This is a genomic window from Trueperella sp. LYQ143 (genome assembly GCF_046599595.1).
GTDB lineage: Bacteria > Actinomycetota > Actinomycetes > Actinomycetales > Actinomycetaceae > Trueperella.
Genome location: NZ_JBKIWR010000001.1, coordinates 83,525 through 98,431 on the forward strand (window position 1 = coordinate 83,525; position 14,907 = coordinate 98,431).

Genomic DNA, 14,907 nt, shown 5'->3' on the forward strand with positions numbered 1-14,907 from the left:
GTTCGACACCCGGCGCCTCGCTGGACGTTCGGATGTCGGTCTGTGTCTAGATGCAATAGATATAGTCTCTTCTGCTGTGGAAGTCTATACCGGAACGGAATTCGATTGCACTTCAGTAAGACTATTTTTACTAATTCTTTGCTCAAGATCACCTATTCACCAAATCCATTGGGCAAGTATCACATTTCGAGACTCGAATTCATTTACCCGTGCGAACTAGGCTAATTACCGTGCGTATCGTGAATCTTCTTGCCGACGGACCCCAGGATTATATGGCGATAGATCGTCTCCAACGTTACCTCCATCACGAGGTATCCCGTCATCGCGAACCAGATACCTTGATCGTCTGGGAGGCTGATCACGTCTTTACGGCCGGACGCCGAACTGCCGACGCCGATATTCCCCATACCGATCTCCCCGTCATCCGTATGGATCGTGGCGGTTCTGTAACGTATCACGGCCCTGGTCAACTCGTTATCTACCCCATCGTTTCCGTCCAGCCACCAGCAGATGTTGTACGTTTTGTTCGCCGTACTGAAGAGGCCATCATGGCGGCGCTACGCCTCGGCTACCAGCTTGATACCGCCCAAGTTGCCGGCCGTTCCGGCGTATGGATACTGCAAAAGCAGCAGCAAGACGCGAAAATCTGTGCTATCGGAATAAAATTCGCAGACAATACCACCATGCATGGGATGGCCTTGAACGTCAGCACTGATCTAGCTCATTTCCAGCGAATTATTCCGTGTGGGCTAGCCGACGCAGGCGTCACTTCCCTGGTGCAACTCGGAATATCGACCTCACTTACGGCTGCCGCCGAGTATCTCATCCCACAGCTATCTCAGGTCTACGCCCCGCTCCAACAGCGAACGCACGAGGATCTGACAATCGCCTCGCCGCAATCTATCTCACAATTATGGGCGGCCGCTCACCGTCATCCGCTCAATCTTCCTAACGCCACCGGCACGCCCTGGCATCCGCATACCGTTTCTGACTATCGGGAGGAACAATGACTATGGACCCGCGCACCGCGCAAACTCCCACCCCTGGCTCGCGCCCACTGTTACGCATTGAACAACGCAACGCCCAAACCCCCATCGAGAACAAGCCCTCATGGATCAAAACAACCGCAACCGTCGGCAAAGAATACGAAGATATGCGCAACCGCGTGAACGCCGCCTCGCTGCACACGGTATGCAAGGAAGCCAATTGCCCAAATATCTACGAGTGCTGGGAGGATCGGGAAGCGTCATTCCTTATCGGTGGCGATATTTGTACCCGACGTTGCGATTTCTGCTTTATTAAGACCGGCAAGCCCACCTCCTACGACACCGACGAACCACGCCGGATCGCCGAATCAGTGCGGGAAATGAAGCTCAATTACGCCACCATTACCGGAGTGACCCGCGACGATCTGGCCGATGGGGCCTCCTGGTTGTATGCCGAAACCTGCCGACTTATCCATCAGACCTGCCCGAATACTGGCGTTGAGCTCCTCATTGACGATATGCGCGGTGGCGCACCGGCCTTGGTTCAAGTATTTGAATCGCGCCCCGAGGTGCTTGCCCACAATCTCGAAACCGTTCCTCGTATCTTCAAAAAGATTCGACCAGCTTTCCGATACGATCGCTCACTTGATCTGATCGCTTTTGCCTCCGAGCACGATCTCATCACCAAATCCAATCTCATCCTCGGCATGGGAGAAACGACCGACGAGATTATCGCCGCTATGCAGGATTTACGCGAGGCTGGTTGCGATATTCTCACCATCACGCAGTATCTACGCCCCTCTGCTTTCCATCACCCTATTGATCGGTGGGTCAAACCAGAAGAGTTCGTGGAGCTGTCGAAGATCGGATACGAGATGGGATTTGCCGGTATTATGGCCGGCCCCTTGGTGCGCTCTTCATATCGTTCCGGTGCGTTATGGGCGCGGGCCATGCGGCACAAGGGCTGGCCGATTCCTCAGCATCTGAACGCCGTCGGAGGGGACGCAGATAAACCGTTGATTGCTCGTCAAGAAGCGCGCAATATCATTAACCGCGGTTGCTGAATCATTAATCGCGGTTACTAAAACAGGAGGGTTAGTTTTCCTCATCCCGACGTTTTACGGTAGTACCCAACCCGTACATGGAAAGGTGAGGAAAACTTCCTGTAGCGTTTCTCGCTACTGCCTGACCTATACCCCGAGAAATAGCTGTCTACTATTTATTAGCGTCCCGTTATTGGAGGCTCTGCTCATTTTCGGCGCTCAGCTCGGCAAACATTCGCCGGATCTGCTGACGATCAGGTTTGCCACCGGAATTCGTCGGGAAATTATCTACCACCATCATCACACGCGGCACCTTGTATCGAGCGAGCGAGCGCAATGCATATTCTTGAACCTCGGCAAGGGACGCAATAGCACTACCTGTTTTCATGACGAATACCGCCGCAACAGTTTCTCCCCAGCGCTCATCCGGCACGCCAAGAACAACACAGTCACGCACCCCAGGCATGGCGAGCAGGACCTCTTGGATCTCTTCGGCGTTAATCTTTATTCCGCCGGAAATAATCACATTCGAGATTCGGCCCGTCACCCACATCATGCCGGCCTCGTCCACCCGGACCAAATCCCCAGTATGCAACCACGACCCCGAAAAATGAGCGGCTGAGGCTTCGTCGTTATGCCAATACGATCCGACCACGCTTGGCCCGCGCACCCACAGCTCCCCTTCTGAGCTAAGTTCTCCAGTATCATCAACAACTTTGGCTTCAATATGGGCAAAGGGGCGCCCGATAGATCCGGCATAATCCGGCAAATACTCTGCAGGCAGATACGTGCCAGAAGCAGCGATCTCCGTCATCCCCCACACCGTTAACGGCTCAAATCCCCGTCGAGCTAATTCCTGCAATAGTGGCGCGGGAACCGGAGCACCCCCTAATAACGCCAGACGGAATACCGGCAGATGCGCCCGATCAAATTCCGGAATCTGTAGCAGCTCCCGCCACATCGTCGGCACACCAAACATGACGGAAACACGATGGCGAGCTAGTGACTCCACCAATGCTGGCGGATCAAACTCTCGGCAGATGACAAGGGTGCCACCATGTGAAAAAAGATCTAAAGTTGCCCCATTAAAACCACCGATATGGGTCATGGGCGCGGCCACGGCAATGGTATCCCGCGAGCTGTATTCAAATCCCTCCCGGAAATTGCGCGAGGCCCACCATAAGTGTTCGTGGCTAAGTTCAACGGCCTTATGCACCCCAGCCGAACCCGAGGTCAGGAAGATAACCGCCGGCCCTTCTGGATAATTGCGCGAGTTGAGCGCCGAAGCGCCCGCCGGATCAATCGTAATGAATCGTCCGGTATGAGCCTCAATAGCAGCAGACCACGAGTAAAATCCTGCCGCAATTGCCTGCGCGGTAGCTGGCGACTGCTCATCGTCATCAATGACGAAATGCATGAGCGTTCCGCTTGATTCAAAAGGCCCACCATCGGCCAGTTCTGCCTCCAGGATGACCACTCGCGGGGCACAGAAATCAATAATGCGCTGATGATCGCTGCGGGTAAGCCGGTAAGAAATCGGTACAAACACTGCGCCGAGACGCGCGCACCCAGCATGTAACAGCATGTGGTACGGCGAATTGTGCGAGATCAGCATGACCCGATCACCTTGGCATACCCCAACTGAGGCCAGCAATTGCGCGATCTTTCGGCTCGTAATAGCCGCCTCACGGACGCTGATCTCTCGCGATCCGTAGTGAATCGCGATGCGTTGCGGGTGAGCATGGGCCGCGCGGTCAAGCGCGTGGGCCGCGTTAAAGATCGGCTTCTTAGACACCTGCCCAGTACCCTTCTAGGGCGCGAGATAGATCAAGAATGTCAGAAAAGGCCGATAGCTCACGGGCGGCATGCATCGATAGCAGCGGCACCCCGACGTCAACCGTCGTTATTCCGAGTCGGGTGGCTGTAATGTGCCCGATAGTCGATCCGCATGAGACGTCGTTGTGCGAAACGAATTCTTGGCTGGCAATCTGCGCCCAATAACACGCGCGCAACCATAGCGCACTGCCTTGAGATTCAGTGGCATAGCGCTGGCTGGCATTAATCTTCAGCATCGGGCCGCTGCCCAAGACTGGCTGATGCTCAGGGTCGTGCTTTTGCGGGCGGTTGGGGTTGATACTATGGCCCGCGTCGGCGGAAATGCATGACGATAGCGCCATCATCCGCACAAACCGCTCATCCCCATGATCCTGCGGATATAAGTGGACGGCTAGGCGACGCAAAACCGATTCTAGGAAGGGGCCCGCCGCACCTGCAAAGGTTTCTGATCCGACTTCTTCATGATCGAAGGCGACGAAAATCTGAATATCGTGCGATGATTCGCTGGAGGATTGCCCTAAGAACGCGCGCAAAGCGGCATAAACCGAGGATAAATTATCCTGCCGAGCACCTGCCACGAAATCCGTCCCATCTGGACCGCCGAATTGGCGCGGCGCACTAGCTTCATAGGCAAAGAGATCGCCTGCCGCAACGCGCTGCGGGTCAACCTCGGCCTGTGCGCAGATGTATTCCATAATGTCATGTTCTCCGCAAGCCCAGATTGGCTTGTAATCGCGCTGCGCAGAGAGCTTGAGGGTGGAGTTCTGTTCGCGATCTAAATGTGGGGCCAACTGCGGGATGACCATACACGGATCAGTACGAACTAAATGGGTCGTCCCGTCAATCTCCGTTAATAATCCAGCGATCCCCAGATCGCGGTTGAGCCAGGAGTTAAGGAGCGGGCCACCGTAGACTTCCACGGCAACCTGGCTGAATCCATAGGCACTTGCCGATACCGGTTTGAGGCGAAAAGTAGGAGAATCTGTGTGCGATCCAACAATACGAAATCCGGTGTAATCGGTGACTTCTGATATTCGCCAGGCAATGACTGATCCACCGCGTTGAATATATCCTCGATCATGCCCCGCCCAGGCTTCGCACTCGTCTTGCTGGGTATATCCTGCATTTGCAAGCTGGCGAGTTAGTACATCAGCAGCGTGGAATGACGTCGGTGATTGGGAAAGAAAAGACAAATATTCACTTACCTGGTTACACACGCCTTTCAGTCTAGGACCGATAACCGTGATTGTCGATTGCCGACTAATAGCGATTGACTCTCATTATCAAATTAAGTAGGCGACCCGCCTATCAAACCTTCAGACGCCCTGCCCTATACCTCTCACCCAACCCAAGGTTTCCGTCTACCCAACTTACGCAGAACCTGATTACCCAGGAAGAATCGACATATGAGGACGCACTACACGAGCCAATATAAGAAATCAGCATAAGAACTCTACAGAATCCTATGACGAGAGCTCTACGAGACCTAAGGGTGTAGCGAGTGCCCAGACCCGCCGCGGATCTAAACCCCACTACCCTCAGCCACAGCCAACGTCAGTTCATTCCATATTTGGCAGGTAATAAATAGAACTATACTCATCGCCTCAACAGGCGCGCCCTTCAACAAAACAATAGCCAGCAGCATTAACAAAAAGCACCGACGGCAAGGTATCGACACCCCACAGCCACACATCAACAACTAGCTTGCACGCAACAGCTACCTAGCTCACCCAGTGCGTCGTTAACGTATATTAATTTCGCTCTGCACCCATATCGCGCACAAAAGCACGCTGCGCCGGATTCTCAATAGATCCTTCGTCGTAATGTTCCTTGACGAAATCAATCGCTTCTTGCGGATCCATTCCATCCATCACACCGATAATTGCGAGCGCGGTTCCAGTGCGCCCCACTCCGCCACCACACACGATTTCCACTCGCTCATGGGCAGCTCGCTGCCACGCATCGCGCAACACATCGCGCGCATGGGAGGCACGACGCGGGAGGCGATAATCCGGCCAATCAATCGTGATCGTCTGCGCCGCATCCCCCGTAACCCCAGGGCGACCATATTTCGATCCAACCCCAGTGGTCAGGACGATACACAGGGAAGCATGTTCATCAACCGGCGTGCGCCATGACCGCCCACGGATACGACGCCCGGAAGGAAATTCGACAACACCAGGGCCATGCTCCCACTGTTTCATCTATATCCCTCCGGCTTAGGCTTACCTACTTAACGCCTTTTACCGTACCAACCGAGCAATTGCCAAGGCGAACCTTCTCCCCCTATTTTCATGTTTATAGCGCAATCTCACATTGCCACCCCAAGAAAAATTAGTTTTTCGCCACATACCGAAAAGAAATTCGATAATCTTGAAGTCAAGAGATCGCGTTCTGGAAGATCACAGGAGATTACCGTGGCACGGATCATTTACACCCATACTGACGAAGCCCCCATGCTGGCTACCGCTTCACTCCTTCCTATCATTGACGGCTTTGCCGCATTAGCCAATATTGACGTTGAGATTCGCGATATTTCGCTGTCTGGACGTATCATCGCAGCCTTCTCCGATCGGCTACCTCCCGAGCTAGCCCAGCCTGACGCGCTCGCAGAACTCGGCGAAATGACTGCCTCCCCACTGGCCAATATCATCAAGCTGCCAAATATTTCCGCTTCGGTACCACAACTCAAGCGGGCCATCGCAGAACTACAAGAACACGGCTACCCACTGCCGGATTACCCTGAAGATCCCAGCACTGACGAAGAACGCGAAATCCGTCGGCGCTATGACGCAGTAAAAGGTTCTGCCGTCAATCCAGTGCTGCGCGAAGGAAATTCGGATCGTCGCGCGCCCATTGCCGTAAAGAACTACGCTCGGAAGAATCCACACCGGATGGGAGCGTGGTCACCAGAATCTCGCACCCGCGTCGCCACTATGACCAGCGGTGACTTCCGCTCCAGCGAAACCTCTATCATCTGCGATACCGACGATACGCTGCGCATTGTATTCGTCGGTGCAGACGGAGAAAAACTATTGCGTGACGGTATTCCGGTCGGGCGCGGTGACGTGGTTGATTCTGCCACCATGAATGTTGTCGCTCTCGATGAATTCCTCGCCGAGCAGGTACGCGCAGCCCGCGAAGAAAACCTCCTCTTATCGGTTCATCTCAAAGCCACCATGATGAAAGTATCCGATCCGGTTATCTTCGGTCACGCTGTTCGCGCCTATTTCGCTTCAACCTTTGCAACCTACGGCGAGCGCATTGCCGCCCTAGGCCTGAGCGCAAACGACGGGCTTGGCTCGATCTTATCTGGGCTGACCGCCACTGAGGGTAATGAGGATATTCTCGAATCCTTCCACAATGAACTAGCGCGCGGCCCGCAACTATCAATGGTGAACTCTGATCGCGGAATCACCAACTTGCATGTGCCGTCGGACGTCATCGTTGACGCCTCCATGCCAGCTATGATTAAGAATGGCGGGCACGTATGGGGGCCAGACGGGCAACCCGGTGACACCATCGCCGTCATCCCTGACTCCTCTTACGCTGGGGTGTACCAGGTCGTTATTGCAGACTGCCAGCGCCACGGCGCATTTGACCCAACGACGATGGGCACTGTTCCGAATGTGGGCCTCATGGCGCAGAAAGCTGAAGAATACGGCTCGCACGATAAGACCTTCATCGCCGAATCTGCCGGACGCATCGAAGTGCGCAGCTCAGATGGTAGCGTCCTGCTCTATCAGGACGTCGCAGCCGGTGACATCTACCGCACCTGTATCGCCAAGATTGATCCAATCCGCGATTGGGTATCACTCGCTGTTCGACGCGCACGCATTAGCGAAACGCCAGCGATTTTCTGGCTCGATCCACTCCGCGAACACGACCAGCGTATTCGCGAGCACGTTGAACGATTCCTCGCTGATGAGGATACCGACGGGCTAGAGATCTCGATTATGTCCCCTGAAGAGGCCACGCAAGCAACCGTTGATCGGGTGCGGCGCGGAGAAAATACGATCTCCGTCACCGGAAACGTCTTGCGTGACTATCTCACAGATCTATTCCCCATTATGGAGCTGGGCACCTCAGCCAAGATGCTCTCCGTTGTTCCGCTCATGGCCGGTGGCGGCTTGTTTGAAACTGGCGCCGGCGGTTCCGCCCCCAAGCATGTGGAGCAGCTCATCACAGAAAACCATCTGCGCTGGGATTCCCTCGGCGAATTCCTGGCTCTGGCCGAATCCTTGCGCCATTTAGCTCGCACCTGCAATCAGCCAGATGCGCAGGTCCTTGCCGATGCGCTAGATCGCGCCACCGAACGGGTTTTGAATGACGGACGCTCCCCACAGCGGCGCACCGGCGAACCAGATACCCGATCCTCGCATGCCTGGCTGGCAATTTACTGGGCTGACGAGCTGGCCAAGCAAACCGATAATCATGCGCTTGGTGCGATGTTCTCTCTTATCTCATCCGAACTGAACAGCAAGGCAGAGACGATCAATGCGGAGCTGTTGGCCGCACAAGGGAAACACTCAGGGATCACCGGCTACTACCATCCTGATCCCCAGGAGCTTGCCCGTGCAATGCGCCCATCAGCGACGTTGAACACCATCATTGATCGAATGCGAGCCTGCCGTAGGGGCAAGGCCTAAAGGCTAAAAGATCCCGTGCATAACCTCGGTGCATGAAGCAAGGGTGGATAGGGCAACCGTATATTGACCCGTAACCTCCATTGGCAATATACGGTTGGATATTATCGACGGTCGCTGTGTGGATACGAGATTAATCGTGACTGTGCGCGATTAATCGTTGCGCACAGCGGCCGTTGATTGCCGAATGACGAGATCTGCCGCCACGGCTTCGACCTGCCCAATCTTCTCCCCATCAATAGCACTGGTCATCGTTCGCACGACAGCTTTCGCCAGGCGTTCAAAGTCTTGATGAATAGTGGTCAACGGCGGCACGAGATGGCTAATACCAGGAATATCGTCAAAACCAATAATTGATACATCCTGTGGGACGCGCAATCCAGCCTCATGCAAGGCACGGATGGCCCCCATAGCCAATACGTCATTCGCCGCGAAAATTGCCGTCGGCGCGTCCTGGGCGAAAAGCTGTTCAACGGCCTGATAGCCGGTGACCGCATCCCAACCGCCACCGCAGGAATACTGCGTGGAGATACCCGCGTCGTTCAACGCATTGCGCCAGGCTTCTTTGCGGCACACTGCCTCATACCACTCTTGCGGGCCTTCAATATGTGCGATCTTCCGATGTCCCAAATCCAGTAAATGTTGCATTGCTTGCCGCACGGCACTGACCTGATCGACGCATACGCTCACTTGACCGGCATTAATATTTACTGGCTGGGCGGCAACCACAATAACCGGAACGTTGATATTGTGCAGGGCTTCAATTCCGCCAGCAACCTCAAATGGCGCAATAACGATGAGTGCCTCCACCGCTAGAGAGAGCAGATGGTCGCACGCTTCTTCCAAGGAGGCCGCATCCCAGTTCAGCATGGGGGCCACACCTGTAAAATATCCGGCACGGCGTACTGCCACTTCAATTGCCATCAGTATCGACGAGGGGCCATACGCTGGCTCAGCCGAAGAAATGATCCCGATGATTCCAGAACGGCTCGTCACAAGCGCACGCGCCACTGAGTTACGGCGGTAGCCTAAGGTTGCGATGGCCTGCTCTACCGCTTCGCGCGTATGTGGAGCAACTTTATCCGATCCATTTAGCACTCGTGAGACAGTCTGATGAGAAACTCCGGCCAATTTCGCTACATCCATCATCCCAGGTGGACGTCCTTTAGCTTTCACGATGCTCGGCCTTCCTTCCGTTCTCATTCGGCGTTCCCACGCACTGTGATCGTACTGAAGTTATTAACAATTCTGTATTAACTATATCGGTGCGGGTACGCACCGCGTGGCTTGCTCGCCATCATTGCGCGTACCCGCACCTCAAAGGAGAGAAATTGCTTAGAGTTTTATGCTCCTTGCATTTATGGTTGTGACTCCTCATAAGCACCGACGGCTTCAGTGCTTTCGACGAGTCCGTCGGACTGCGCATCGCTACCACGTAGCGCTCGTTTATTCGCCGCAGTAGTAATACCGCGCTGAATCAAAACGAACAGCAGCAAGAGCAGACCAGTAATAATCGTCGTGGCTTCTGGATTGACTGAACCGTCACGGATGATGATGAGGTTCATCGTGGCGTAGACCAAAGCACCAACAACAGAGCCAAGGACGTAACCGTATCCACCCGTAATAATCGTTCCACCAATAACAGCAGCCGCAACTGCGCTGAGCTCCCATCCTTGACCCAGGATGTTTTGCCCCTTACCCACTGCGGAAACGAAGACAACGGCAGAGGCGCCAGCCAACGTACCCGACAACAGGTAGATCGATGATAGTGCTCGTCCCGAGCGCAGACCCATGAGGTTCGCTGAGTCTTTGGCGGGAGCACCCATTGCGTAGATCGTCCGACCCGTTAGCGTGCGGTGCATAACCAGGTAGATCACTGCAACCACCAGGATGCTGAGGAAGAAACCTACCGAGATCTTCAGATCTTGATTCTTTGGACCGTCGTACAGCATGATCTTCGTCGCGATCAATCGCAGACCATACTCTTTATCCATAACGATCGGCTTGGAGGAGATCATCGCTGCAATACCTTGCGCCAGATACATTGTGGCAAGGGTCGCGATAAATGGCTGCATATCGAAGTATCGGATCAATGTACCAGACAGCAGACCACATACTGTGCCAATACCGATCATGACCACAACGACCACAATCCACGGTATTCCCTTATTTGCCATCGTTGCACCGACGACCGAGCTCAAGGCGATAATTGCACCGATTGAGAGGTCGATGCCGCCAGTGAGAATCGGAATCGTCATTGCCACGGCGAGCAAAATCAGATAGGCGTTGTCATTGAGCAACGAGGAAATGGTACGCGGCGTGAAGAAGTTGCCGTACACGACGTGCCCAACAATGAAGATACCTACGAACACTGCCAAAGCCACATAGGTTGGCAACTTAGGCATATTCTGAACGGTCCACGACCACGTCACATTTGACTTGTGCGGAGCTTTATCTGCTGAAGTCTTTTGCTGCTTACGCATCGTTTGCTCCTCCTTCCCCACTCGTCACTGCGGCAGGTGTAGCGGGTTCATCCCCTGCGACATCCAGATGCTTGCCTGCTTGACGCTCCGGCGCCTTTTCTACATGTTTCTCAACTGGCTGCGGATTCTTCTTCTTCCGCATGTCAATGAGCTTACCCAGCAAGGACGATTGCAATACGCATACGAGGATGACGATGAGCGCCTTGAACGCTGGCGTTGCAGCATTGGGAATACCCAGCCACACAATCGTCTTGCCCAGCATGGCAATAATCATTGCGCCCAGGTAGGAACCCAACATCGAGAAACGACCACCCAACAAGGAGGTGCCACCGATAACGACAGCCAAAATAGCGTCCATCTCGTTTGACATACCCGTATTCGCAGGCTCGACACGCATCACGTTACCGACGGAGAAGATACCTGCCATACCGGCCAGCATTGCCGAGATGATGTAGACCGAGAAGATGATCCGCTTGGGTTGGATGCCCGCCATGCGGGAGGCTTCCATATTCAAACCGACGGCCTCAATCTGCGTTCCCAAGGCGGTACGACGCATGAGCACTGCCACCAAGACAACGATCAAGGTAGCCAGCAACCAGGCAACCGGCAAGCCGAGGACGCGACCGTTGACGATCCATGCGAAGGCATCGTTTTGTGCGGCGACGTTCTGACCAGAGGTAATCACCTTGGCAATACCACGCCCAGCGAGCATCATAATCAGCGTCGTGATGAAGGCTTGCAGGCCAACAACTGCGACCAACATGCCATTCCATACGCCGATAAGCGCCGACACCCCCAGGGCTAAAGCGACGGCGGTAATTGCTCCACCGACACCGCTACCTGAACTGTTCAAGAAGGACATCGACACGGCACCCGCAACAGCCATCACCGCACCAACGGACAGATCAATACCAGCCGTTGAGATAACGAAGGTCATGCCGGTAGCGATCATCAAATAGGGGGCAGAGTCGCGAAGCACATCAACTAGCGGCCCAGTGAATGCCCCGTCAGACAATCCGATCTGCAAGAACCGTGGATCCTTGATAGCGCAAATCGCGATCAGGAGTACCAGGGCAACGACCGTGAACATCATCCGTCGGTCAATCTTGATGGGACGCGCCATACGCGAGACTTTCTGTGTTTCTTTGCTCATTGCGCTACCTCCCCACCGGCAATAACCGCAACGACGTCAGCCTGCTGGAGATCCGCAGTATTATCCAATTGCGCAATCTGCTTGCGATCGCGCATGACCGTTACTCGGTTCGATACCCGCAATACTTCCTCCATCTCACCGGAGATGAAGATGATCGACATGCCATCGTTTGCTAAATCGTGGACCGTGTTCATGATTTCCGTCTTTGCCGAAATATCAATACCACGGGTCGGTTCATCGAGAATCATGATCTCCGGATTCGTTGCCAACCAGCGAGCAAGCAGTACTTTTTGCTGATTACCGCCAGAGAGCGAACCAACCGGAGTACGCCAGCTAGGAGTCTTGATTCCGAGCGCCTTAATGAAACGCTCCGAAATCTCATTGGCTTCTGAGGTCGGGATCTTCTTCATCCATCCCCGAGTTGCCTGCAATGCAATCGTGATGTTATCCCGAACAGATAGTGCGGCAATCACGCCTTCGTCACGACGGTTCTCCGTTGAATATGCCACTCCCTGCTTGAGTGAGGTCAGTGGGGAGCTTTGCTTGAGCGCCTTACCGTTGAGCGTGACCGAACCAGAATCGGCCTTATCTGCACTGAAAATGAGACGGGCAACTTCCGTGCGGCCAGAACCGAGCAATCCGGCGAAGCCCATAATCTCACCACGACGAACCTCAAAGTTCACCGGATTGACCATACCCTTACGTCCCAAGTCAACGATTGCCAACTTCGTGGGGGCATCCTTGGCAACGTTGGTAAGTTTCTTCTCTCCGATTAGGCCCGCAGATTTCTCCTGGCCGATCATCATAGAGATCATCTTTCCGCGCGGCATATCCTCAATCACACCTTCACCAATGAAGCGACCATTGCGCAACACGGTGATACGGTCGGAGATCTCATAGACCTGATCGAGGAAGTGCGAAACGAAGAGGATTGCCACCCCTTGATCGCGCAACCGGCGGATGATGTCGAAGAGACGCTCAACCTCGTTCGTATCCAAGGATGACGTCGGTTCGTCCAGAATAAGGACGCTGGCATTAACAACGGTGGCGCGCGCAATCGCGATGAGCTGCTGGACTGCTAGCGAAACGCTAGACAGCGGCGCTTTGACGTTGAGATCTTCTAGCCCAACCTGCTTCAGCGCTTCATGCGCTTTGCGGAACGTAGACTTCCAATTAATGCCGAGGATGCCGCGATCTTCGCGGCCAAGCATGATGTTCTCTCCAATGGAGAGATTCGCCGAAAGATTAACTTCTTGGTACACCGTGGCGATACCGGCCTGTTCGGCTTCGCCCGGACCATTAAAACGACAGCGCTTACCATTGACCAAAACTTCGCCCGCATCTGGACGATACACGCCCGTCAAGGACTTAATCAGAGTGGACTTTCCAGCACCGTTTTCTCCCATGATGGCGTGAACTTCGCCGGGGAACAGTCGGAAATTAACTCCGTCTAGTGCCTTAACACCAGGGAATTCAATAGAGATTCCCGTCATTTGGACGATTGGCTGCGCTTGCTTTACAGCAACTTTGCTGTCTTTATCTTGCATCTCGCACTCCGTACCCGAGGGGGCAACACTGCCCACAAAATAGGGCTAGGGGGCGGGGTAGAGACTCTACACCCTCCCCCTAGCCAGCAGAGATTTTATTGCGCTCGCCGATTAGAACGGACGGGTGCTGATAACCTTCTCAGCATCAGCCTTCTCGAAGGACGCCGACTTAACGATGATGTGCTTCTCAACCGTCTCACCAGCCACGGCCTTCTTCACTGCGTCAACAACTTCCTTACCGAAGATCGGGTTGTACTCGATGACGTAGGAGAGCTTGCCAGCGATCAATGCTTCCAGAGCTGGCTTGGTGCCGTCGATGGTGATGATGTTGATGTCACCCTCCGGCCCCGGCTTCAGACCCTTAGCTTCGACAGCCTGGATAGCACCAAGGCCCATCTCGTCGTTCTGAGCGAAGATAACCTGAATATCGTTCTTGTACTTATCGAGCAGACCTTCGGTAACGGTCTTGCCTTCTTCAGTGGACCAGTTTGCCGACTGCTTCTCGAGGACCTGGATCTTCGAGCCCTTCACAGCCTCATCCCAGCCTTGGTTGCGGTCGTTAACCACCGACAGACCAGCCGGACCTTCAAGAACGATTGCCTTTGCACCGTTGGGGTACTTGGCAACTGCCCACTCGCCAGCCGACTTACCAGCATCGATGTTCGACGGGCCGATGTGGGAGGTGTACAGCGAGTCATCATCTGGCTCGATACCACGATCAACGAGGATAACCGGAATTTCGGCTTCCTGAGCTTCCTTCAGCGAGGCTTCCCAACCAGTTGCTTCCGTTGCAGACAAGACGATTGCGTCTACGCCTTCATCAACGAAGGAAGCGAAAGCCTGGAGCTGCTTCTGCTGATCGTTGTTCTGCGTCGGAGCATACTTAAGATCAATGCCAGCTTCCTTGAATGCCGACTGAATATCGTTTTCGTTCGCCGTGCGGAAGCCGCCTTCCGGACCCACAGCAACGAAGCCGACCGTCAGCTTCTTGCCACCATCATCGGAACTCTGAGACGAGCTCGATCCGGTGTCATTCTTTTCACCACCCTCGGACTTATCGCCGGAGCAACCTGCGAGCATTGCACCAGACAGGGCGATTGCCGCTACACCACTAAAGAGCTTGCGGAACTTCGAACTCTTCATCAAATTCTCCTCATTGTATTCATTCACCCGGACCCCGATGTCCCGGTGATCGAAGGATCTAGCTCCTCAC

11 protein-coding genes are annotated in these 14,907 nt (G+C 54.3%); 3 read left to right on the forward strand and 8 right to left on the reverse strand.

Annotated features, from left to right (window positions below):
- Nucleotides 1–230 precede the first annotated feature (230 nt).
- Together lipB and ACLHIL_RS00320 are read left to right on the forward strand one after the other, a co-directional pair.
- Nucleotides 231–1,010, forward strand: a complete 780-nt coding sequence (gene lipB, locus ACLHIL_RS00315) for a lipoyl(octanoyl) transferase LipB (RefSeq protein ID WP_411295868.1) — start codon at nt 231–233, stop codon at nt 1,008–1,010.
- Nucleotides 1,007–2,050: a lipoyl synthase gene (locus ACLHIL_RS00320; protein ID WP_411295869.1), complete on the forward strand. Its 1,044-nt coding sequence runs from the start codon at nt 1,007–1,009 to the stop codon at nt 2,048–2,050. The genes lipB and ACLHIL_RS00320 overlap by 4 nt, the downstream gene beginning before the upstream one ends.
- 169 nt (nt 2,051–2,219) lie before the next feature.
- Here ACLHIL_RS00320 and ACLHIL_RS00325 read toward each other — a convergent pair whose 3' ends face one another.
- The 3 genes from ACLHIL_RS00325 to ACLHIL_RS00335 form a co-directional block, all read right to left on the reverse strand.
- Complete coding sequence (locus ACLHIL_RS00325) at nt 2,220–3,824, reverse strand: class I adenylate-forming enzyme family protein (RefSeq protein WP_411295870.1); 1,605 nt, start codon at nt 3,822–3,824, stop codon at nt 2,220–2,222.
- Nucleotides 3,817–5,082, reverse strand: a complete 1,266-nt coding sequence (locus ACLHIL_RS00330; protein ID WP_411295871.1) for a M18 family aminopeptidase — start codon at nt 5,080–5,082, stop codon at nt 3,817–3,819. Before ACLHIL_RS00330 ends, ACLHIL_RS00325 begins: the two co-directional genes overlap by 8 nt.
- Before the next feature lie 534 nt (nt 5,083–5,616).
- Entirely contained in the window at nt 5,617–6,069 is a 453-nt protein-coding gene (locus ACLHIL_RS00335) for a protein-tyrosine phosphatase family protein (protein WP_411295872.1), read from the reverse strand.
- A 213-nt stretch (nt 6,070–6,282) separates the two neighbouring features.
- Between ACLHIL_RS00335 and ACLHIL_RS00340 the strand changes: the two genes are divergently transcribed.
- A complete protein-coding gene (locus ACLHIL_RS00340; protein ID WP_411295873.1) occupies nt 6,283–8,514 on the forward strand; it encodes an NADP-dependent isocitrate dehydrogenase in 2,232 nt (743 codons plus the stop codon).
- Between the two features lie 150 nt (nt 8,515–8,664).
- Here ACLHIL_RS00340 and ACLHIL_RS00345 read toward each other — a convergent pair whose 3' ends face one another.
- From ACLHIL_RS00345 to ACLHIL_RS00365, 5 genes are all read right to left on the reverse strand, one after another.
- Nucleotides 8,665–9,687, reverse strand: coding sequence for a LacI family DNA-binding transcriptional regulator (locus ACLHIL_RS00345; protein WP_411295874.1), 1,023 nt, complete (start codon nt 9,685–9,687; stop codon nt 8,665–8,667).
- 182 nt (nt 9,688–9,869) lie between these two features.
- On the reverse strand, nt 9,870–10,994 hold the full coding sequence (locus ACLHIL_RS00350) for an ABC transporter permease (protein ID WP_411295875.1): 1,125 nt from the start codon (nt 10,992–10,994) through the stop codon (nt 9,870–9,872).
- The gene (locus ACLHIL_RS00355; RefSeq protein ID WP_411295876.1) at nt 10,987–12,147 is read right to left on the reverse strand and encodes an ABC transporter permease; all 1,161 of its coding nucleotides are present in this window, start codon (nt 12,145–12,147) and stop codon (nt 10,987–10,989) included. The genes ACLHIL_RS00350 and ACLHIL_RS00355 overlap by 8 nt, the downstream gene beginning before the upstream one ends.
- Nucleotides 12,144–13,694 (reverse strand): sugar ABC transporter ATP-binding protein, encoded by a 1,551-nt coding sequence (locus ACLHIL_RS00360; protein ID WP_411295877.1) that lies wholly within the window; start codon nt 13,692–13,694, stop codon nt 12,144–12,146. Before ACLHIL_RS00360 ends, ACLHIL_RS00355 begins: the two co-directional genes overlap by 4 nt.
- Before the next feature lie 111 nt (nt 13,695–13,805).
- Complete coding sequence (locus ACLHIL_RS00365; protein WP_411295878.1) at nt 13,806–14,837, reverse strand: ABC transporter substrate-binding protein; 1,032 nt, start codon at nt 14,835–14,837, stop codon at nt 13,806–13,808.
- Between the last annotated feature and the right edge of the window lie 70 nt (nt 14,838–14,907).